Raw genomic sequence first — 18,838 nt, 5'->3', positions numbered from 1 at the left:
ATTCATGTCCAAGGTTTCGACCGGGAAGTTCTTGCCGCAGTTCAAGCTCGGCACGAAGGCGGTTCTGTGTGCCGTGCTGCTGATCGGCGTGAATACGGCGCTTGTGGTCGGCGCCGGCTATTGGTCGCTGACATCCGCCTTCAACGATCGCGCCTTGCGCGACATCGAGGTCAATCTGCGCACGCTGGCACTGGCCTTCACGGAGACCGTTCCGGCCGCCAAGATCACGATGAAGGATGGCACGGTGGCGCGCGCCGAGATCCCCAAGATGCCTGACTTCGGGGATCACGCCATCGTCGATCGCGCGGTGTCCTATGCCGGCGGCAATGCGACCCTGTTCGTGTTCGACGATGCGAGCGGGCAGTTCGTGCGACGCTCCACCAATGTGAAAAAGGAAAACGGCGACCGCGCCGTCGGCACCCAGCTTGCCGCCGATCATCCGGGGCAGGCGCCGCTGCGCCGTGGCGAGGCCTATAAGGGGCCGGCCACGCTGTTCGGCAAATCGTTCATGACGGCCTATTTCCCGATCGCGGATGCGGCCGGCAAGGTCGTCGGCATCCTCTATGTCGGCATCCCCATGATCCAGTACGAGAGCATGCTGGCCCAGGCGATCGAGAGCATGGCGGCGGCCGCGGGCCTCGCCGCGCTTCTGGTGCTGGTCTTGACCCTGCTGGTCGTCCGCCGCATCACCCGGCCGCTCACCTCGGTCACGCGCTCGCTCACAGCGCTTGCCAACGGCCAGAGCGACGTCGCGATCGAATGCGAGGATCGCGCCGACGAGATCGGCGAGATCGCCCGCACGGTCGCGGTGTTCAAGAGCAATTCGCTGGAACGGGCGCGCATGCGCAGCGAGCAGGCGGCAGCCACGGCCGCGGCGGCCGAGCAGCGCAAATCCGACCTGCGCAGCTTCGTCGAGGAGTTCCGCGGCAGCGTCGGCGGCATCCTCGACAAGGTGCTGGCCTCGTCAGGCGAGTTCGAGCGCGCCGCGCGGCAGCTGACCGACGTCGCGCGCTCCACCGCAGATCTGTCGGCGCAGTCGGCGGGCGCGTCCGAAAACGCCTCCGAGCACGTGCGTTCGGCGGCGTCGGCCTCGGACGAGCTGTCTCAATCGATCTCCGAGATCGCCCGGCGCGTGCAGGAATCCAACCAGATTTCAGCCGATGCGGTGCAGCAGGCCGAGGCGACCGATCAGCGCATCGCGCAGCTCTCCGAAGCGGGCGCGCGCATCGGCGACGTCGTCAAGCTGATCACCTCGATCGCCGAGCAGACCAACCTGTTGGCGCTGAACGCCACCATCGAGGCCGCGCGTGCGGGCGATGCCGGTCGCGGCTTCGCGGTGGTGGCCCAGGAGGTCAAGACGCTGGCCGGCCAGACCGCCAAGGCGACCGACGAAATCTCGAACCAGATCGCCAGCATGCAGCTTGCGACCGAGGAATCGGTCGTCGCCATCAAGGCGATCGGCCAGACCATCGAGCGCATCAGCGGCATCGCCGGCTCGATCTCGGCTGCGGTCGAGCAGCAGAAAAGCGCGACCCACAACATCGTCGCAAGCGTTCGCGCGGCGGTCTCGGGCACGGCCGACGTCGCCGTCAATGTCCGCCACGCCGCCAAGGGCGCCAGCGAGACCGGCGAGACCTCGAGCCGGATGTTTGCCTCAGCCCAGGCGCTGTCGGGCGAGAGCCTGCATCTAAAGGCCGAGGTCGACGGTTTTCTGGATCGCGTGCGGGCGGCGTAAAGCAGGGCTCGAAATTCACAGCGTCATTCCGGGGCGGCTCGCAGAGCCGAACCCGGAATCTCGAGATTCTCAGGTGCGCAAGTGCGCACCATAGTTCGGTGCTTCGCACCGCCCCGGAATGACAGTTCGTTGTTATTTGGGCTGCGGCACGATGCGGATGTAGGGCTTCGGCTCTTTCCAGCCCTGCGGGTAGATCGTCTTGGCCTCGTCGTTGGAGACCGAGCCTGCGATGATCACGTCCTCGCCCTGGTTCCAGTCGGCCGGCGTCGCGACGCGATGCTTGGCGGTGAGCTGCAGCGAGTCGATCACGCGCAGGATCTCCTGGAAGTTCCGACCCGTCGTCATCGGATAGACCAGCACCAGCTTGATCTTCTTGTCCGGCCCGATGATGAAGACGTTGCGGACCGTCTGGTTGTCGGCGGCGGTGCGGGTGAGGGGATCGCCCGAGATCGCGGCCGGCAACATGCCGTACAGCTTCGAGACGTTGTAATCGGTGTCGCCGATCATCGGATAGTTCGGGGCCGCGCCTTGCGTCTCCTTGATGTCTTCCGACCATTTGGCATGGCGGTCGACCGGATCGACCGAGAGGCCCATCAGCTTGACGCCGCGCTTGTCGAATTCCGGCTTCAGCTTGGCGAGCGCGCCGAGCTCGGTCGTGCAAACCGGCGTGAAGTCCTTGGGGTGCGAGAACAACAGCGCCCAGCTGTTGCCGATCCAGTCGTGGAACTTGATCTTCCCTTCGGTGGTCTCGGCTTCGAAGTCGGGTGCGGTGGTGCCGATCGGAAGTGTCATGGTTCTACCTCATCACATTGAATATACTGGAGAATTTGTCTCTGGCCGTCCCCCTCATTATAGGGGTCTTACAACGCCAAGTGAACGCCAACTGAACCGGTTAAAGTAAAATGTGAATTCCTTCCTTGAAGGGCCGATTTTCTAGCAACTTATTGTTACACCGACACCTGCGGCGAAACAGCTCCACCCGGGGTCACACGGTCTCGCTCGCCCCGATAATGCCTTTTATGACTTCCATCACGCTCGCCCGTCGCGTCCTAGAACCAAAATGGTCCTGACAGCGACCAATTGGCAACCATCTAGAAAAGTCGCGATCCCCGTATCGAATCGTTAACCACCCCTTTACGCCGGCATGAAAATGCTGGCCGATCAGAAGAAATCTGGAAGTGAACTATGTCTGCCGCTGCGCCTAAATCTGCTGACTCGTCGTCCCTTGAACCGTCCTGCCGCGATACCGCGGCCCATGCACTCTCCATCGTGCGCGACGGCGTGATCACGGGCGAAGGCCCGACCACCAAGGGCCGGGTCCATTTCTCCCGCTCGCTCGATGCCGACGACACCGCCTGGTGCACGCGCATCCTCACCGCCACTGCCGTCAACGACCAGCCGGTCAGCCGCGCTGAGGCCGAGATCCTGTTCGAGATCAACGAGGCCGCGACCGAACGCACCGATGGCGGCCGCTTCGATGATTTGCTCGCCAAGGCGGTTGCCCACTATGCCGCAAGCGCCTCGGGCCTGAAAGTGCCGCCGCGCAGCGTCGCGCTGTCGGCCGACACCGAGATCGAGAGCTGGGCGCCGTCCTATGCCTCCAAGGTCAACAGCGAGATGCTGGAGTGGATCGCCGGCCAGATGCGCGGCAAGCGCCACAACAACCGCCGCCTGATGGCGATGGTGGCGACCTTCCTCGGCGCCACCGCGCTGCCCCTGGCTGGCCAATTGCCGAACGTGTTCGACATCGGCATGTAAAGACCCGGGCATGTAAAAGATCTGGGCATGTAACAACCGAGATGTTCTCGCGCCCACGTGCGGGGCGCGAGCGAAAGCGGCGGGGTTATTTCCCCGCCGTTTTTTGTTTGCCGCCGTCCGGCTCGAGGCCGAGCGTGCGGCCCGGGAAGCCGGCGGCGTCGAAATAGCGCTGGCTGCCGACGCGCTGGAAGTTCAGCACGGTGGTCAGGCCGCCCTCCGCGGGCTTGGACTTCATCGTGCCGGCAAGAGCCTTCGGCACGGTGCCGTTGGGCATGGCTTCCGACATCACGCGGCCGGCCAGGTCTCCTTTCTGTGTCGCGCTTAGGCCCATCAGCCGGGCGGCCGTCATGCCGACGTCGGCATTGCTGACCGGCAGCTCGTCGACGAAGCCGGCTTTGAAGTCCGGGCCGATCGCCGCCATGAAGTTCATGGTGTCGCCGCGGCTGAAGCTGCCATGCATGCCCTGGCCCTGGCGCAGCACGGTGTCGGCCACCTGCACCGAGCAGTTGGTCGGCGCCTCGCCGCAATCGCTGGCGTAGGAGCGAAAGTTGACGACGATCGACGGCGTCGGCGTCGCTGCCCTGCCGCGCAGATTGATGCTCGACAGCGGCAGGGTGCCGGGGAAGCGGCCGAGCGAGTCCTCGACGAACAGGCCGGAGACGTAGTCCTGCGCCAGCAGCGCCTTGATGGTCTTGGCCGCCAGCTTCTTGTCCTTGTTCGGGAGATAGACGAGGTCCGAGCCGCCATTGGTGGCGACGACGAGGTCGGGCTTTTCCGGATCCTTGCCGAGCACGCCGTTGCCGGCCTTGGGATGCTTGTTGCCCTCGATCTTCGCGTTCTTGTCGTTGGGGTCGAACAGCGGCAGGTCGAGCGCCTTGGCGAGGTCGAGCGCCAGGAAGCCCATCGGCAGGAAGTCTTTCGGCGTGTCGTCATAGCTGACCTTGGCCGAGGGGCTGGTCTTGCTTTCCTTGGAGATGGTCGAGAAGCCGTGGTCAGCCGAGACGATGATGTTGGTCGAGGCCGCAAGCCCGAGCTCGTCCAGCGCCTTGCGGAGCTGGGCGAGGTTGGTGTCGGCGTTCTTGATGCCGGCCATCGAGGTCGGACCGTTGATGCCGGGCAGGATCTGGTTGAGGCTGTCGCCGGTGTTGTGCTGGCTGCCATCGGGGTCGCGCGACCAGAACACCAGCACGAACGGCTTGTTGCGCGCCTTGAACATCGGCAGCACCACCTTGGCGGCGACGTCGGCGAAATAGGCCTGCTGCGCCACGTTGGCGGCGGTCGTGCCCGGCGTCTTGGCATCGCCCGCCTTGGAATTGTCGCCGCGCGGCGGTGTGGTGGTGGGCAGGCCGGCCTTGGTCAGGGCGTCCTTTACCTCGTCCGACAGCGCCACGCCGTTCTTGCCGCCGGTGGCGTCGTCGAACACGATCGAATGCAGGCCGGCTTTTTCAGGCTTGTCGGTGTGATCGAACTGATAGGTCGGACCGTGCTTGCCTAGCGCTGCGGTGCTGTACCCCTTGTCGCGGGCCAGCTTCAGGATGGTGTCCTCGTTGAGGTAGTTGCCCCTAAAATGCTCGTCGATGTCGCCGAGCACGGCGTCGTTCTCGATGAAGGGGACCACGGTGTCGCCGGCGGGGACGGAGGTGTAGTTGGTCCAGATCGTGTTGGAGAACACGCCGGTATCGCCGAGATAATGGCCGGTCGACATCGCCGAGCCATTGGCCATGGTGAAGGTCGGGAACAGCGAGTGCGAATTCTTGAAATTGACGCCCTTGTCGCGGATTTCTGCCATGGCAGGTGCCGTGTCGGGGTTGACCTTCAGCGCGCGCAGACCGTCCGGAATGAACAGGATCAGATTGCGGGGCGTGTTGTTCTGGGCGGACGCAAATCCGGTGGATAGCACTGTCAGTCCGGCGGACAGCAACACCAGTGAACGGCGCATCAAATCTCTCCCTGCGGTGAGGCGGCATGGCCGCAATCCGCGGCCCCCCAGCTTCGTTTAGTTTCGCTGCATGACGGCCTTGTTACAAGGCCCGTCGCCGATGCAGGAGGGTTGGGGAGGGGAGCGGCCCCCACGCGAGTGTGAAGTACAGCATCCGCCAAGCTCGTGTCCCGGACGCGCTGCAGCGTTCCTACGCTGCCGCGCAGAGCCGGGACCCAGGAAGCCACAGCACGTGCTGCTACATGGGCCCCGGCTCTGCAGCGCACCGCTGAACCGGACGATGCTTCGCATCGCCGGGAGAGCGCTGCGCTGCGTCCGGGGCACGAGACCGTTGTTGAATGACTGACATGGGATCGCATCCTCGCAGCGCATTTCGCCCGAGCTTTGCTTCATCGCTTCACCCTCAATTGAAAGAGGGCGCAGGGAAGGCCGGGAGCCGGTTGGCTCCCATGGCCGCCTGTGCGCAAGATCTGCGTGTGCAGAAAAGCACAGGCGGAAAGACCACAGGGCAACCGGAGCATCCCGGCCTTCCCTGCGCAGTGGCTTTACGGCTTATGTCGTGCTCTCCCCGGGGAGCGTTGCACTATTGCCCCCGTCGCCTTGCGGATGGCTGGCGGATGCGTCCGGTTGGACGACATCCATCACCACAAGACTTGGCGCACAGACCCCGGGCGCCAGGACCACACGATTTTGCCGTACGCCGATCACACCGGTCGTGTGCGCGATACTTTCGCTCACGGCTCTCCGCCCTGCGAAAGCACTTCGCGCCGATGTCACCTGCGTCCACCGCCGCCCGGCCCGCGTTCGTGACGATCGCGATACGCCCCTCTTCCTTGGGCCGGGTTGAGCGATGCATACGCCGTTTCCGAAATTCGGTAAAGTGGAATATTTTCGCCGCCGCGGGTTGACCGATACCTTGGGTGTTTTGCCCGTCGGGCAACGCAAGGGATTGTGGCCGGGACATTCAATCCGTCGCGGTCTGCACCCGTGGTGCAGGGGCTTGCGCGGGCTTCGTCGCCGTCGGAGGATGGCCGACCCTGGCGAGATCGCGGCGTAGCGAGGATGGCGCTGCGTGCAGGGTGAACACGATCGCGATCTGCGTTCGGTTCGAAAGCCGGTATTTGCGCATGATGTTGCCGATATGCGCCCGCACCGTATTCTCCGAGATCTTGAGCTCGTAGGCGATATTCTTGTTCTGCATTCCCCGTGCGATCAACATCATCAGCTCGCGCTCGCGCGGCGTCGGTGTAATCGAGTCCTGCGGATCTCGGCTCATGGCTGGTTGCTCCCTGGACTGCGGGTTGATGTGGCCACTCCCAGCATGCTGTCACTCCGTCTTGAGCGCCTCGATCGGGCTGAGCTTGGATGCCTTGTGCGCGGGATAGAAACCGAAGATGAGGCCGGTCGCGATCGAGAAGGCGAGGGCAAGGCCGATCGCCTGCCCGTCGATCGAGGTGACCCATCCTGCCATGCGGGCGACCGTCATCGAGAGCGTGACGCCGCCGGCGACGCCGATGGCTCCGCCGAGCAGGCAGAGCACGAGCGCCTCGCAGAGGAACTGCAGACGGATGTCCCGCATCCGCCCGCCCAGCGCGCGGCGGATGCCGATCTCCCGCGTGCGCTCGGTGACCGACACGATCATGACATTCATGATGCTGATGCCGCCCACGAGCAGCGAGACCGAGGCGATGGCGACGAGCAGGAGCGCGACGGTGCGGATCGCTCCCTGCTGCGCTTCCATGGCGGCGGCCGGATCCTGGACCTTGAAATCGTCCTCCTGGCCGGCGGGGACGCGGTGGCGCTGCCGCAGCAGGTTCTCGATCTCCGATCGCGCCCCCGCCATCTGCCCGTCCCCGGCGACCTTGGCGATGATGTAGGCAACCGAATCCCGGTTGATGTTGCTGGCGCTGCCGAGGAAGCGTAGCTTGGCGGTGGCGAGCGGCACGAAGGCGACGTCGTCCTGTGCGGGTCCCTTGCGATCGAGAACGCCGACCACCTCGAGCGGGACCTTCATGATCCGGATCTGCGCACCGATGGGATCGTCGCCCGGCGCGAACAGCTCGCGTGCAACGGTGCTGCCGAGGATCACGACCTTGCCGGCTCCGGCCTCCTCGGTGCCGGAAAAATAGCGGCCGGTCGCGAGCTGCCAGTCGCGTACCATGAAGTGCCCCGTCGTCGTGCCGTTGATCGTCGTATTCCAGTTCTTGCCCTCGTGGATGACCTGCGCCGTTCCGGCGATCGAGCCGGCCGCGGCCTGGACTTCCGGAATCTGCTCGAGGATGGCCTGCACGTCACTCTCCGTCATCGTCAGCTTGCTGCCGTCCTTGAGACGCACGCCGCCCTGGTAGACCGCGCCGGGGGTGATCATCAGCACGTTGGCGCCGATCGAGCGGATCTGTTCCTGCAGGCGCAGCTGCGCGCCGGAACCGATCGCAAACACCGTCACGATGGAGGCGACCCCGATCACGATGCCGAGCATGGTGAGGAAGCTGCGCAGCGGATTGAGCCTGAGGGCGTGCAGGGCGATCTGGAATCCCTGGAGCATCGTCATGGCGCCGCGCTCCGTTTCGGCAGGGCCGGAGCCGGCGTCTCGTCAGCGACGAGTTCGCCGTCATGCAGGTGGATCGTGCGGCGGCACTGCGCCGCGATGCCGGGATCGTGCGTGATCATCACGATGGTCTGGCCGGTCCGGTTGAGCGCGGCGAACAGCGCCAGTATCTCGGCGCCGGTACGGCTGTCGAGCGCGCCGGTCGGCTCGTCGGCGAGCACGATCAGCGGGGAGGCGATCAGGGCGCGCGCGATCGCGACGCGCTGCTGCTCGCCGCCGGAGAGCTGCCGCGGAAAATGATGGGCCCGGTGCAGCATGCCGACGGCCTGAAGGCTCGCTTCCGCGCGCGCCAAACGTTCCCTGCGGCCGACACCGCAATAGACCAGCGGCAGCGCGACGTTCTCGATCGCGTCGTGGCGCGCGAGCAGATTGTAGGACTGGAACACGAAGCCGATGCTACGGGCGCGCAAGGACGACCGGCGATCTTCCGAGAGATCGGCGACATCGGCCCCTTCGAGATAGACCGCGCCCTCGCTCGGCAGGTCGAGCAGCCCGATCATGTTCATCAGCGTCGACTTGCCGGAGCCGGACGGACCCATCACGGCGACGATCTCGCCTTGCGCGATGTCGAAGCTGACATTGCGGACCGCGGTGACCGCGACTCCGTCGGTGCGATAGGTCCTGCCGACCGACTGGAGGCTGATGAGCGGCGGGGAGGCGGTCATGATCCGAACCTGATTCCGAGAAATTCCATGCCCGCCGGACGGATGGCCTGGCCGACGGCAACCTGGCTGCCCTCGTCGAGATCTCCGCTCTTGAGGGCGACCTGTTCGGTGCCGGCAGCGCCCACTGTTACGGCGATGCGCTGGAGCGAGCCGCTTGCGGTGCGCACCCACACCCCGCTGCGGGCGGCAGGATCCTGCCGCGTGCCGGAGGGCTGGAAGCGCAACGCGGCGAGCGGCACCTTCAGAACGTCGTCCTGCCGCTCGATCACGATCTTCACCAGAGCGGTCATGCCCGGGAGCAGCGCGCCGTCGAGATTGGAGGTCGCAAGGACCACGGTGTAGGTGACGACGTGCTGCTGGGTCTGCGGCGCCTTGCGCACCTGCCGCACCACCGCCTCGAAGCGGCGGTCGGGGTAGGCGTCCACCGTGAAATGGGCGCGCTGGCCGGGGGCGATGCGGCCGATATCGGCTTCGTCGACCTGCGCGTGAATCTCCATGTCCTCCAGGCGGTGGGCCACCACGAAGGTGGTGCGCGATTCCAGTCCGACCGCGAGCGTCTGGCCCTCGTTGACGAACCTGCCGACGACGACGCCGTTGATCGGCGAGCGGATCACGGTGCGGTCGAGATCGGCCTGAGCTGCGGCGAGAACGGCTGCCTTCTCCGGCACGGCCATGCGTGCCTGTTGCAGCTCCGCCTCGATGCGGCGGACGTCGGCCTGTGCCCCCTCCACCGAATAGGAGTTGAGGGACATCAGGATCTCGGCCTCGCGCTCCTGGGCGAGGCGTGCGGTGAACTCGGTCTGTGCGTCGTCGACTGTCGTCGTCGCCACCACGTTCTGCGATTGCAGCGCCAGCTTCCGTTGCAAGGTCTTCTGCGCCGAGGTCTTGACCGCCTGAGCGCTTTCGAGCTTGGCGGCGAGCACGTCGCGGCTGCCTCTGGCGTTTTGCAGGTCGATCCGGGCGCGATCCAGCTTGGCCCTGGCGATGTCGACGAGCGAATTGGAGACGGCAAGCGCAGCTTTGGCTTCGTCGACCTTGGCCGCGAAGCTGCGCGGATCGATCAAGGCGAGCGGTTGATCCTTGGTGACGGTGTCGTTGAAATCGACATAGACCCGGGCGAGCTGCCCGGACAGCTGGGAACCGACCTCGATCGTCTTGACCGGCTGCAGGGCACCGGTGACCGTGACGGTCTGCTCGATGCTGCCGCGCTGGATCGAGGCGTAGCGGAACACGGGCGAATCGGACCCGAATGTCGGAGCTTCGCGTCCGACGGGGACGAGCAGGCGCCTGGTCGATTCCAAGGCGTGCGCCGCCTTGTCCGTAGCCCTCCCGGCCGCGCCGGTGATGACGGCCGGCCCCACGGTGGTGACCGCGGCGAGGCTGCATGCAGTTCCAAGCAAGGCAATAACTGGCACAAATCGCATATCAAAACCCGCCTGGTTGAAATGGCTTCGTTGCGGCAGGAAAAAATGGCAAGCTCGCTATGGTTGTAAATCATCTAAGGTAGTATCGATCGTCAGTATGTCGTTCTCGTCGGGGCGACGGTCGGGTGCGCCAGATGATCCAGTAGTAAAGGCGCGGGGTGCGACTTTTCGTGATTTGCTGGAGATGCATACGAAGCGTATCGATATGACGCGCGCGGTATCGAACTCGATTAGCTGACTGAACGTCCCGTCTGCTCCGGCCGAAAGCGGCCGGCGCCCGGCGTTCGACTCGGCACATGAGTGGCGATGCCATGATGCAGTTGGCAATACCGCGATCACGCGACCGGACTCCACGCTACCGGACTCCACGGCACCGGCTTGCCGCATTCTCGATATCGCACTCCGCCGCGATGCCGACGGAGCCGCGCTCAATTCCCTCCGATCACGAAGCCCGATATGTGAACGCCTTCACTCGCCACGAGCGGGTGTTGGCTCTAAGACGTCGAACCGGTGGACCGATGCGCTTCGCCCGGACCCCGCGAATTCACCCAAGCACCTTGTCTGCGCTTGCAAGAAGAATGGATGGCTCGATGCCTGCTCATCGAGCCCCAAGCCGGGGAGTCCGTTGCAATGGTTTCAGGTCAAGCCATAGTTTATGTCGTTGACGACGAGATTCAGATTCGAACTGCGATCGGAAATCTCTGCGAGGAGACCGGACACCGGGTGAAGTTGTTCGCCTCGACGGAAGAGTTCCTCACCGAGAATCTTTCCAGCAGTCCGTCGTGCCTCGTGCTCGACGTCCGCTTTCCCGGGACGTCGCCGACCGGCCTCGAGCTTCAGCGCCGGCTCGCCGAGACGGGCGTGCCGATCCCGATCGTCTTCATCAGCGGCCATTCCGACGTCCGCGTCTCGGTCGAGGCCCTGAAGCGCGGCGCGGTCGAGTTTCTGCCAAAACCGTTTCGCGAGCAGGAGATCCTCGATGCGATCAGGCACGGCATCGAGCGCGACCGCAGGCGGCTGGAACGCGAGGATATCGTGCGTGAAGCCCGTCAGCGCGTCGAGACGCTGACGGCGAGAGAGCGCGAGATCATGCTGCTGATGGCCGAAGGGCTGGTGGCCAAGCAGATCGCGGCCAGGCTCGGCGTGAGCGAAGTGACGGCGAAGGTCCATCGCGCCAGGATGATGCGAAAGCTGGAGCTGCGCACGCCGATCGAAGTGGTGCGGCTGATCGACAGCATGGGGCGCGAAGCCGAGACGATTCGCGCCGGCGCGGGATAGCAGCTGTTTCTGCGCTTCGATGTGCCGACATCTCGCGCAACGTCTAGTCCGTACCGATTAGCATGAACTGCAGTCTGTCGCGCAGGCCACGATCGGTTCACAGTATCCCTACGATGTCGGCCTCTTCCAAGACGGCATCCATACTCAGTCAGACAACTTGGTCAGAAAGGGATACTCCATGCGTAAATTGTTTTTTGCTTCCGTTGCATTGTTCGCCCTGTCCTCCGCGGCGCAGGCCGCCAACACCTCGACCACGGTGCAAGTCGGCGTCGTGAACGGCTCGTCCGTCACGCAGAACGGCCTCACCAATGACAGCTCGTCGACCAGCCAGCTCGGCATCGTGAACACTGCGTCCACGATGCAGGGGACCGGCGCTGCCTCGCTCAACAACGGCAGCACGGTGAACCAGGTCGGCGTGCAGAACTCGGCGACCACCGGCCAGGTGGCGTTCGGCAACAACACCAGCGCGATCACCCAGAACTCGTTCGGTCCCCCCGCGCTGCAGAACAACGCCGCCGCCGTCGGCCAGCTCAGCGTGTTCGGCGTCAACGGCAGCACCGTCTCGCAGACGGCGCACTGACACACAGCCCCGTTTGGCCGGACGCATCCAGTTGCGGTTGCGTCCGCGCCATTCTCGAATGCACCGCAATCCGGCCGGCCGATCAATTGCGATGGCCCGCCCATTGTCGCGGAGGAAATGACATGCGGATCACCTATTTCATTGCAACTTTCGTGGCGCTCGGTGCGCTGACGGCCGCCGATGCAAACGCCGGCAACACCGCCAGCGTGCTGCAATTCGGCACGACCAACACTTCGTTCATTTCGCAGAGCGGCGGCACCAGCAACAACGCGACCACGATGCAGTTCGGCGCCACCAATACGGCGACCACCTTGCAGATGGGCTCGCTCCTGACCGTCAACAATTCGGTGATCGGGCAGGGCGGCACGACCGCGACGGCGTCGAACACCGCGCTGGCCGGCCAGGTCGGCGGCTCCAATTCGAGCCTGATCGGCCAGATCGGAGCGAACAATGCCGCCGGAGTTGGTCAGCTCGGAATCCTGAACGGCTCGACGATCATCCAGCAGGCTCCGTGAGCCGACCCGAACTGACGAGGCATGTCATGAAACATCATTTGGGACGCGCGGGCGCCGTCTTGCTCGCTCTGTGCTCGGCGGGCACCGGATCAGCCGGTGCCCAGACCGCCGACATCAAGACCATTGTCTCTGTCGGCGGGCCGCCCGTGGTGCTGAACCAGAACAGTCAGCTCAACATGGCGGGCGTGTTCATGATCGGCGGCAGCACCAGCGCGACAGTGACGCAGAACGGCACCAACAACGCCACGGGCGTCCTGCAATTCGGCGGAACGAATTCCGCATCGATCGGGCAGGCCGGAACGAACAATCTCGCCTTCGTCGGTCAGACCGGCCAGTCGGCGACGAGCCTGATATCGCAGCTCGGCACGATGAATGCGGGCACGGTGGCGCAATTCGGCACGATCAACGCCTCGACGATCGTGCAGACCGGCCCGTAAGGCGCGAGCCAACGCGCCGGTGCCAGGAACGAACGGGGAAGCGCGATGCGATGCGGACAGATCTTGAGGCACGTGTTGGCCGTGGCGGCGATGCTCGCCGCCATCGGCACGGCAACCCAGGCGAGCGCCGGGTCGATCCAGCGCAGCGTGACCAACCGGAACGTGAGCATCGAAACGGTCGTGCAGTTCGGCGACAACGTTCAGCCCGTGACGATCGAAGAGAACAGCCGCATCAATATCGCGCGGGTGATCCAGATCGGCGGCACCGGGACGGCGGACGCGACCATCATCCAGAACGGCACGCGCAACTATGCCAATGTGATCCAGGTGGGCGGCACCACCAATGCGATCATCGGTCAATCCGGTGCGAGCAACACCGCCGAGATCACCCAGATCGGCAATTCCACCAACGCGCTCCTGCTCCAGATCGGAGACATGAACACGGGAGCGGTGAGGCAGTTCGGGCGTTTCAACTGGCTGGCGATCTTTCAGTTCAGCCGATGATGGAGGTGTGACATGAGATTGCTCCTGCTCGCATCCGGAATAGGACTCATGAGCGTGGTCGCGACGGCGCCGGCCGGCGCCGCCGACGGTCACACCACTGTGGTCCAGGACGAGAACGGCACGTCTGTCATCACGCAGAGCGGCGATTCCGCGCAGGCCGAGGTCAAAATCGAGAAGGAGCCCGGGCGCACGACGGTCTACCGGCGCAGCGGCGGCAACACCGCGATCGTGACGCAGGGCACCGGCAACGCGCAGGAAAACATACAGGATATGCTCGATTGGCTGCGCAAGCAGCAGGGCCGTTGACGCAAGAAGGCCCACCGTCCGCGAAGGACGGTGGGCCTCGCCGCGAGCGGGCCTTACCAGCGATATCCGCCGGTCAGCGTGCCGTTGTTGTTGCCGTCAGGGCCGACGTCACCCTGTGTCGAACTCGGGGTCGGATGGTTGGTGCCGTTGAGCGCGCCATAGGGCCCCCCGACATCAGGATAATACGCGCGCGGCTGAACCGGCTCGTAGGCGGGCGCGGTGCGGTCCCAGCCCACGCGCGGTCCGTTCCAATCATAGCCCTGCGCCGAGGCAGCCGCAGTGCCGGCGACGAGTGATGCCGTGATCAGGCACAGCAGTTTTGACTTGTTCTGCATTGGAGATGCTCCTTGCTGGTGTCGGGGGCCAACGGTTGCACTGCGGGAGCGTTCCGGGATGCGTCCGGCGGGAGCGATCAACTCCGATCAACTGGTTATGAAGCGCGGGCCGCGGAACGAAGTGCTTGAAATGAGCCGGGAAATCCCGGGCGTCTTGCCGCACCTGTTCCCAGGTTACGCCGGTGTCTTAACCAATAATTAATTATACGTTTGCGGGTGGGCGACGGCCGGGCCTAGCGTAGCGGCGGGGAGCCGCTTAAGCCAAACGAGTTGGTGCGTATCATGATGTCCAGATCCCATGCGGCGCTATTCGCCTCGCTCAGCGCAGCCGCGCTGCTCCTTAGCCCCATTGACAGTTTTGCCAGACCCGGCGGCGCCGCGCCGCATGGGGTGACCGCGGCGCCTTCCGGCGCGATGGCGCGTGCGCCGATGGGGCCGGGAGCCCGGTTCCACCGGCGGAATAACCCCTTCGTGTACTGGCCGGGCGGCGGCGGGTTCTTCTACGACGGCGCCGGCTACAGCCAGCCCTTCGTCGATGCCGGGCAGCCGGTCTCCACCGACGTGCGCTACACCTACACCTATGATGTTCCGTGGGACTGGTCGCATCGCTTCCCGCCGAACGTGGTGCCGTCCGACCGGCCTTATGTGCCGAGCTGCCCGACGGAGCAGGTGACGGTGCCCGGCCGCGGCGGCAGCGAGCATACCGTCAACATCACGCGCTGCTACTGAGTTCTAGCCTAGCTCGAAGCTGGTCACGCCGAAGACGCGGTCGACGCGCAGCGGCGGGATCGCTCCCGTGTACATCCGCGCCGTCTCGAACACCGGCTCGAGGCCAAGCGCTTCCGCGAGCGCGATCGCCTCGCGATTGACGGCGGGGACGTCGAGGAAGATCTCGCCGACATCGACGCTCGCAAGCAAAGCCTGCACGATCGCTTCCGCCGCCGCGCGGTCGTCGGCGACGAGCGGGCCGATCTTGCAGCCGGTCCGGCAGGGACGGATCACGCCCCATGCTTTGAGCTTGCCGTCGCGCACGAGGGCGCGGCCGACATGGCCTGATGTATCGATCCAGGTGCGCAGGAAGGCGCTGCGCCGGGCGGGGAAGACGGTGGCGTCGTCGGCTTCCACGAGCGCAAACGGAATCGTGTCGAGCGCCACGACGTCAGTGGGCGGCCTCGAGCACGCGGCGACGCCGCCGCCAAAGCGGATGTTGGCATAGGCCAGCTGGAAGCCGGATTTCCTGTAATTGTCCTGTTGCGCCACGACGCCGTCGAGCCCGATGACGCGTGCGCCCGCATGCGCGATCGCCGCGTTCCAGATGCGCAGGCCATGGCCCGCGCCGCGAAAACTATCGCGCACGATGTAGAAGCCGAGGAAGGCGAAGCGATCATCGTAATTGACGCAGGAGACGGTCGCGACCGGCTCGCCGTCGATCTCGCCGACGAAGAAACCTTGCGCGTCGGGAACCGCGAAGCAGGCGGCATCGCTGTGGCCCGGATTCCAGCCCTCGGCCGCGGCCCAGTCGATGGCGAGGGAGATCTCCTCGGGGCGCAGATTGCGGATCAGTAAATCACTCATCTCGGGTTGCTCATGACGGATGCCTTCGACCATGGACCTGCCGACAGGTCTGGCTGTAGAAGGCCTCATGATAGGCCGAGCCTGCGGCTCGCCTCAACTGAAGGGATGATCGGTCATGGCAGCAGAGAAGGTTGCGCTCGTTACCGCGGGCGGCAGCGGCATGGGGGCAGGGGCTGCGCGGCGGCTGGCGGCCGACGGGTTCCGCGTCGCAATCCTGTCGTCCTCCGGCAAGGGCGAGGCGCTGGCGGCCGAGCTCGGCGGGCTCGGCGTCACCGGCTCCAACAAGGAGAACGACGATTTGAAGCGCCTCGTCGACGGCGCCATGGCGAAGTGGGGACGCATCGACGTGCTCGTCAACAGCGCCGGCCACGGGCCGCGTGCGCCGATCACCGAGATTACCGACGAGCAGTGGCACACCGGCCTCGACACCTATCTGCTCAACGTGATCCGTCCGACCCGGCTGGTGACGCCGATCATGCAGGCGCAAAAGGGTGGCGCCATCATCAACATCTCGACCGCCTGGGCGTTCGAGCCCAGTGCGATGTTCCCGACCTCGGCGGTGTTCCGCGCCGGCCTTGCCGCCTTCACCAAGATCTTCACCGACACCCATGCCGCCGACAACATCCGCATGAACAACGTCCTGCCCGGCTGGATCGACAGCCTGCCGCAGCTGGACGCGCGCCGCGACAGCGTGCCGATGAAGCGCTACGGCAAGGTCGAGGAGATCGCCGCGACGGTCTCGTTCCTGGCCTCGGACGGCGCTGCCTACATCACCGGCCAGAACATCCGCGTCGACGGCGGGCTGACGCGCTCGGTCTGAAGCGCGCGGTCTCGAATCGCGGTCTGGCGAGCTTGTCGTGGTGCGACACGGGCGTGTGCTGCGCGCCGCCGGTCGTGGTTGATGCGTGGCTCCTCGGCCACACCCGTCATCCGTTCGCACGATCCGAGGCGCACACTACGTCACAGTCCTTGCGAACTTCGCCGCAGCCCAAGACGAGCAGTGGCGCACGCCCTATGCCCTAACTGCGCCGGTTGCCTCTTACCCGCGCGCATTCGAAGCGCGAGGTCAATCGCGTGGGGCAAGGAGACTGGAATGAACAAGTTTTTGCTGGCGATCGCTTCTGTTGTCCTGGGTACCGCATCCGTTCAGGCAGCCGACCTCGCGGCGCATTACACCAAGGCGCCGGTGATGGCGCCAGTCTATAACTGGACCGGCTTCTACGTCGGCGGCAATGTTGGCGGGCAGTGGGGCAGCGCGAACCCCGCCACCACCACGCTGTTTCCGGTGGCCGCCTATTTCGCCGATTCGAGCGTGACCGCCATCGGGACGGTCGGCGCCCAACACATCAACAGCTCCGGTGTGACCGGCGGCTTCACCGCCGGCTACAACTGGCAGGTCAACAACGCCGTGCTCGGCCTCGAGGGTGACATCAACTATTTCGGCTTCAAGGGCAGCGCGAGCAGCACGGCCGTGTATCCCTGCTGCGCGCCGACCACCTTCACGGTCAATTCGTCGGTCTCGGCCGATTGGCTCGCCACCATTCGCGGCCGCATCGGCTTCCTCGCGACGCCGAGCTGGCTGATTTACGCCACCGGCGGCGCCGCCATCGCCGAGGTGAGGGGCAACTTCAGCTTCACCGACACCTTTGCTGGCGCGACCGAGTCCGGAGCGATCCGCGACACCCGCGTCGGCTGGACAGCAGGCGTCGGCGGTGAGTACGCCGTGGGCAACGGCTGGTCGCTGAAGGCCGAATATCTTTACATCGATCTTGGCCGCAGCAGCATGACCAGCAACAATTTCAACGTCGGTGTGGCGTTGCCGGCCCAGACCTTCACCCATTCGGTCGATCTCAAGTCCAACATCGTGCGCGTCGGCGTGAACTACAAGTTCGGCGGACCGGTCGTCGCCAGATACTGAGCATCCCGTTCCGATCCTCACGTGGAAAGCCCCGGCCTGGCCGGGGTTTTCTGTTGTGAAAAGGCTTTCTGTTGTGAAGCTCAGCCTGCGTGCGATGCCAGCAGATGCGCCAGCGCGGGCAGGATCTTGTAGCGCGCGATCTCGTGCGGGTACTCGCCGCGGTTGGCGAGCAGGACGATGGCGATCCGCCGCGCCGGCACGAGGCCGATATAGCCGGACGCATTGTTGAGGCCGCCGGGCTTGTCGATGACGGTGACGCCCGGCAGACGCACGGTCTCCCAGGCCATGCCCTGTCCGAACTTGTCGTCGACGCGGAAGACCTCACGCTGCGTCATCCGCAGCGCCTCGCGCAGATTCGGATCGATCGCCCGGCCGTCAACGCAGGCCGCCGCGAAGGTGGCAAGATCCCGGGCGGAGGAGAACATCTGGCCGGTGCCGGGAAAGTCAAAATAGCTCTGCTGGTCGCCGATTGGGCCGACCGCCGCGCCCTGGTCGGAATAGCCCTGGACCACGCGCCGCATCCAGGCCCCGTCCATGACGGCGCGATTGTCCGCGCCGCGCTCGGGGATGAAGCTGGCGTCCATGGCGAGGGGGCGCAGAATGCGGTGCTGGATCAACGCGCCGATCGGCATGCCGTAGCAGCGCTCGAGCACGAGCTGAAGCAGCACGTAGCCGGCATGGGTGTAGATGCGCTGCCGGCCGGGTGCGACGCCGGGCGCCGGCGCGAAGGCGTTCAGCATGGCGATGAACTGCTCGCGCGTGAACTGATCGTTCGGCCAGGGCGGATGGTCGGTCGGCAGCAACAGCCCCGAGGTGTGCGTGACCAGCTCGCCGACGCTGACGCGGCGGATGTAATCGCCGTCGAGCTCGGGAAGATATTTAGGGACGCGGTCATCGAGCCGCAGCTCGCCGCGCAGCGTGCCGAGTGCGACCAGCGTCGCTTCGAACGGTTTTCTTAGAGACGCGAGGTTGAACAGCGTGTCCAGCGTCACCTTCCGTTTGGCGGCGTCATCGGCAAGACCGTAGTTGAAGAATTCGGCATGGCGCCCGGCATAGAGGGCGGCGGCGAGGCCGCCCGCATGGCCCGGCGTCACGGTCGGCGCCAGCTCGCTCGCGACGATGTCGCGCATCTGCGCGATCATGTCGGAATCCGCGGAGGCGCGGCGTGGGCGAAACGCGATCGCGAGGGGAACAAGCGCGGCCCGGGCGAGCGCCCGCCGGGTGAACGATGATGATGTGACAACAGACGGCACGTGCCCTG

Annotated in this window: 20 protein-coding genes; 11 read left to right on the top strand and 9 right to left on the bottom strand. The window is 65.2% G+C overall.

Features of this window, described 5'->3' with window-relative positions:
• Nucleotides 1–4: 4 nt before the first annotated feature.
• Complete coding sequence (locus XI03_RS29545) at nucleotides 5–1,735, top strand: methyl-accepting chemotaxis protein (RefSeq protein ID WP_271594106.1); 1,731 nt, start codon at nucleotides 5–7, stop codon at nucleotides 1,733–1,735.
• A 132-nt stretch (nucleotides 1,736–1,867) separates the two neighbouring features.
• On the opposite strand, the gene XI03_RS29540 is transcribed toward XI03_RS29545, so the two are convergent.
• Complete coding sequence (locus XI03_RS29540; protein WP_028140953.1) at nucleotides 1,868–2,527, bottom strand: peroxiredoxin; 660 nt, start codon at nucleotides 2,525–2,527, stop codon at nucleotides 1,868–1,870.
• A gap of 393 nt (nucleotides 2,528–2,920) precedes the next feature.
• Here XI03_RS29540 and XI03_RS29535 point away from each other — a divergent pair, with 393 nt between their 5' ends.
• Nucleotides 2,921–3,493 carry a hypothetical protein gene (locus XI03_RS29535; RefSeq protein ID WP_028140952.1) on the top strand — a complete coding sequence of 191 codons (573 nt, stop codon included), beginning with the start codon at nucleotides 2,921–2,923 and terminating at the stop codon, nucleotides 3,491–3,493.
• An 85-nt stretch (nucleotides 3,494–3,578) separates the two neighbouring features.
• Here XI03_RS29535 and XI03_RS29530 read toward each other — a convergent pair whose 3' ends face one another.
• The 5 genes from XI03_RS29530 to XI03_RS29510 form a co-directional block, all read right to left on the bottom strand.
• On the bottom strand, nucleotides 3,579–5,432 hold the full coding sequence (locus tag XI03_RS29530; RefSeq protein ID WP_271594105.1) for an alkaline phosphatase family protein: 1,854 nt from the start codon (nucleotides 5,430–5,432) through the stop codon (nucleotides 3,579–3,581).
• A 964-nt stretch (nucleotides 5,433–6,396) separates the two neighbouring features.
• Nucleotides 6,397–6,708 carry a response regulator transcription factor gene (locus XI03_RS29525; RefSeq protein WP_097668596.1) on the bottom strand — a complete coding sequence of 104 codons (312 nt, stop codon included), beginning with the start codon at nucleotides 6,706–6,708 and terminating at the stop codon, nucleotides 6,397–6,399.
• Between the two features lie 51 nt (nucleotides 6,709–6,759).
• Nucleotides 6,760–7,983 (bottom strand): ABC transporter permease, encoded by a 1,224-nt coding sequence (locus XI03_RS29520; RefSeq protein WP_018320679.1) that lies wholly within the window; start codon nucleotides 7,981–7,983, stop codon nucleotides 6,760–6,762.
• Complete coding sequence (locus tag XI03_RS29515) at nucleotides 7,980–8,705, bottom strand: ABC transporter ATP-binding protein (RefSeq protein WP_028140949.1); 726 nt, start codon at nucleotides 8,703–8,705, stop codon at nucleotides 7,980–7,982. Before XI03_RS29515 ends, XI03_RS29520 begins: the two co-directional genes overlap by 4 nt.
• Entirely contained in the window at nucleotides 8,702–10,129 is a 1,428-nt protein-coding gene (locus XI03_RS29510; RefSeq protein ID WP_095426253.1) for an efflux RND transporter periplasmic adaptor subunit, read from the bottom strand. Before XI03_RS29510 ends, XI03_RS29515 begins: the two co-directional genes overlap by 4 nt.
• 630 nt (nucleotides 10,130–10,759) lie before the next feature.
• Here XI03_RS29510 and XI03_RS29505 point away from each other — a divergent pair.
• The 6 genes from XI03_RS29505 (at nucleotide 10,760) to XI03_RS29480 (ending at nucleotide 13,749) form a co-directional block, all read left to right on the top strand.
• A complete protein-coding gene (locus XI03_RS29505) occupies nucleotides 10,760–11,407 on the top strand; it encodes a response regulator transcription factor (protein ID WP_271594104.1) in 648 nt (215 codons plus the stop codon).
• A 178-nt stretch (nucleotides 11,408–11,585) separates the two neighbouring features.
• Nucleotides 11,586–11,987, top strand: a complete 402-nt coding sequence (locus XI03_RS29500; RefSeq protein ID WP_028140946.1) for a hypothetical protein — start codon at nucleotides 11,586–11,588, stop codon at nucleotides 11,985–11,987.
• A gap of 122 nt (nucleotides 11,988–12,109) precedes the next feature.
• The gene (locus tag XI03_RS29495; protein ID WP_028140945.1) at nucleotides 12,110–12,502 is read left to right on the top strand and encodes a curlin; all 393 of its coding nucleotides are present in this window, start codon (nucleotides 12,110–12,112) and stop codon (nucleotides 12,500–12,502) included.
• A 26-nt stretch (nucleotides 12,503–12,528) separates the two neighbouring features.
• Complete coding sequence (locus XI03_RS29490) at nucleotides 12,529–12,939, top strand: curlin (protein WP_049801994.1); 411 nt, start codon at nucleotides 12,529–12,531, stop codon at nucleotides 12,937–12,939.
• 72 nt (nucleotides 12,940–13,011) lie between these two features.
• Complete coding sequence (locus XI03_RS29485) at nucleotides 13,012–13,443, top strand: curlin (RefSeq protein WP_271594194.1); 432 nt, start codon at nucleotides 13,012–13,014, stop codon at nucleotides 13,441–13,443.
• A 12-nt stretch (nucleotides 13,444–13,455) separates the two neighbouring features.
• Nucleotides 13,456–13,749: a hypothetical protein gene (locus XI03_RS29480; RefSeq protein WP_271594103.1), complete on the top strand. Its 294-nt coding sequence runs from the start codon at nucleotides 13,456–13,458 to the stop codon at nucleotides 13,747–13,749.
• 53 nt (nucleotides 13,750–13,802) lie between these two features.
• On the opposite strand, the gene XI03_RS29475 is transcribed toward XI03_RS29480, so the two are convergent.
• Nucleotides 13,803–14,084 carry a hypothetical protein gene (locus XI03_RS29475; RefSeq protein ID WP_038950014.1) on the bottom strand — a complete coding sequence of 94 codons (282 nt, stop codon included), beginning with the start codon at nucleotides 14,082–14,084 and terminating at the stop codon, nucleotides 13,803–13,805.
• 282 nt (nucleotides 14,085–14,366) lie between these two features.
• Here XI03_RS29475 and XI03_RS29470 point away from each other — a divergent pair, with 282 nt between their 5' ends.
• Nucleotides 14,367–14,813, top strand: a complete 447-nt coding sequence (locus XI03_RS29470) for a hypothetical protein (protein WP_028140940.1) — start codon at nucleotides 14,367–14,369, stop codon at nucleotides 14,811–14,813.
• A 3-nt stretch (nucleotides 14,814–14,816) separates the two neighbouring features.
• Here the strand turns inward: XI03_RS29470 and XI03_RS29465 are convergent, their stop codons facing one another.
• Nucleotides 14,817–15,659 carry a GNAT family N-acetyltransferase gene (locus XI03_RS29465; protein WP_271594102.1) on the bottom strand — a complete coding sequence of 281 codons (843 nt, stop codon included), beginning with the start codon at nucleotides 15,657–15,659 and terminating at the stop codon, nucleotides 14,817–14,819.
• A 115-nt stretch (nucleotides 15,660–15,774) separates the two neighbouring features.
• Between XI03_RS29465 and XI03_RS29460 the strand changes: the two genes are divergently transcribed.
• Nucleotides 15,775–16,479 carry an SDR family oxidoreductase gene (locus tag XI03_RS29460; RefSeq protein ID WP_018320668.1) on the top strand — a complete coding sequence of 235 codons (705 nt, stop codon included), beginning with the start codon at nucleotides 15,775–15,777 and terminating at the stop codon, nucleotides 16,477–16,479.
• Between the two features lie 273 nt (nucleotides 16,480–16,752).
• Nucleotides 16,753–17,577, top strand: coding sequence for an outer membrane protein (locus tag XI03_RS29455; RefSeq protein WP_271594101.1), 825 nt, complete (start codon nucleotides 16,753–16,755; stop codon nucleotides 17,575–17,577).
• Between the two features lie 80 nt (nucleotides 17,578–17,657).
• On the opposite strand, the gene XI03_RS29450 is transcribed toward XI03_RS29455, so the two are convergent.
• Complete coding sequence (locus tag XI03_RS29450) at nucleotides 17,658–18,719, bottom strand: serine hydrolase (RefSeq protein WP_271594100.1); 1,062 nt, start codon at nucleotides 18,717–18,719, stop codon at nucleotides 17,658–17,660.
• Nucleotides 18,720–18,838: the final 119 nt, after the last annotated feature.

It is taken from the genome of Bradyrhizobium sp. CCBAU 65884 (assembly GCF_028128835.1).
Lineage (GTDB): Bacteria > Pseudomonadota > Alphaproteobacteria > Rhizobiales > Xanthobacteraceae > Bradyrhizobium > Bradyrhizobium ottawaense.
This window is presented reverse-complemented; position numbering and strand designations above follow the sequence as displayed.

Bases quoted from the DNA above. Each gene is read 5' to 3' on its own strand.
- XI03_RS29455 (WP_271594101.1), top strand. From the start codon at position 16,753: ATGAACAAGTTTTTGCTGGCGATCGCTTCTGTTGTCCTGGGTACCGCA.
- XI03_RS29475 (WP_038950014.1), bottom strand. From the start codon at position 14,084: ATGCAGAACAAGTCAAAACTGCTGTGCCTGATCACGGCATCACTCGTC.
- XI03_RS29515 (WP_028140949.1), bottom strand. From the start codon at position 8,705: ATGACCGCCTCCCCGCCGCTCATCAGCCTCCAGTCGGTCGGCAGGACC.
- XI03_RS29525 (WP_097668596.1), bottom strand. From the start codon at position 6,708: ATGAGCCGAGATCCGCAGGACTCGATTACACCGACGCCGCGCGAGCGC.
- XI03_RS29540 (WP_028140953.1), bottom strand. From the start codon at position 2,527: ATGACACTTCCGATCGGCACCACCGCACCCGACTTCGAAGCCGAGACC.
- XI03_RS29490 (WP_049801994.1), top strand. From the start codon at position 12,529: ATGAAACATCATTTGGGACGCGCGGGCGCCGTCTTGCTCGCTCTGTGC.
- XI03_RS29505 (WP_271594104.1), top strand. From the start codon at position 10,760: ATGGTTTCAGGTCAAGCCATAGTTTATGTCGTTGACGACGAGATTCAG.
- XI03_RS29495 (WP_028140945.1), top strand. From the start codon at position 12,110: ATGCGGATCACCTATTTCATTGCAACTTTCGTGGCGCTCGGTGCGCTG.
- XI03_RS29545 (WP_271594106.1), top strand. From the start codon at position 5: ATGTCCAAGGTTTCGACCGGGAAGTTCTTGCCGCAGTTCAAGCTCGGC.
- XI03_RS29480 (WP_271594103.1), top strand. From the start codon at position 13,456: ATGAGATTGCTCCTGCTCGCATCCGGAATAGGACTCATGAGCGTGGTC.
- XI03_RS29530 (WP_271594105.1), bottom strand. From the start codon at position 5,432: ATGCGCCGTTCACTGGTGTTGCTGTCCGCCGGACTGACAGTGCTATCC.
- XI03_RS29460 (WP_018320668.1), top strand. From the start codon at position 15,775: ATGGCAGCAGAGAAGGTTGCGCTCGTTACCGCGGGCGGCAGCGGCATG.
- XI03_RS29535 (WP_028140952.1), top strand. From the start codon at position 2,921: ATGTCTGCCGCTGCGCCTAAATCTGCTGACTCGTCGTCCCTTGAACCG.
- XI03_RS29465 (WP_271594102.1), bottom strand. From the start codon at position 15,659: ATGAGTGATTTACTGATCCGCAATCTGCGCCCCGAGGAGATCTCCCTC.
- XI03_RS29520 (WP_018320679.1), bottom strand. From the start codon at position 7,983: ATGACGATGCTCCAGGGATTCCAGATCGCCCTGCACGCCCTCAGGCTC.
- XI03_RS29500 (WP_028140946.1), top strand. From the start codon at position 11,586: ATGCGTAAATTGTTTTTTGCTTCCGTTGCATTGTTCGCCCTGTCCTCC.
- XI03_RS29510 (WP_095426253.1), bottom strand. From the start codon at position 10,129: ATGCGATTTGTGCCAGTTATTGCCTTGCTTGGAACTGCATGCAGCCTC.
- XI03_RS29450 (WP_271594100.1), bottom strand. From the start codon at position 18,719: ATGATCGCGCAGATGCGCGACATCGTCGCGAGCGAGCTGGCGCCGACC.
- XI03_RS29470 (WP_028140940.1), top strand. From the start codon at position 14,367: ATGATGTCCAGATCCCATGCGGCGCTATTCGCCTCGCTCAGCGCAGCC.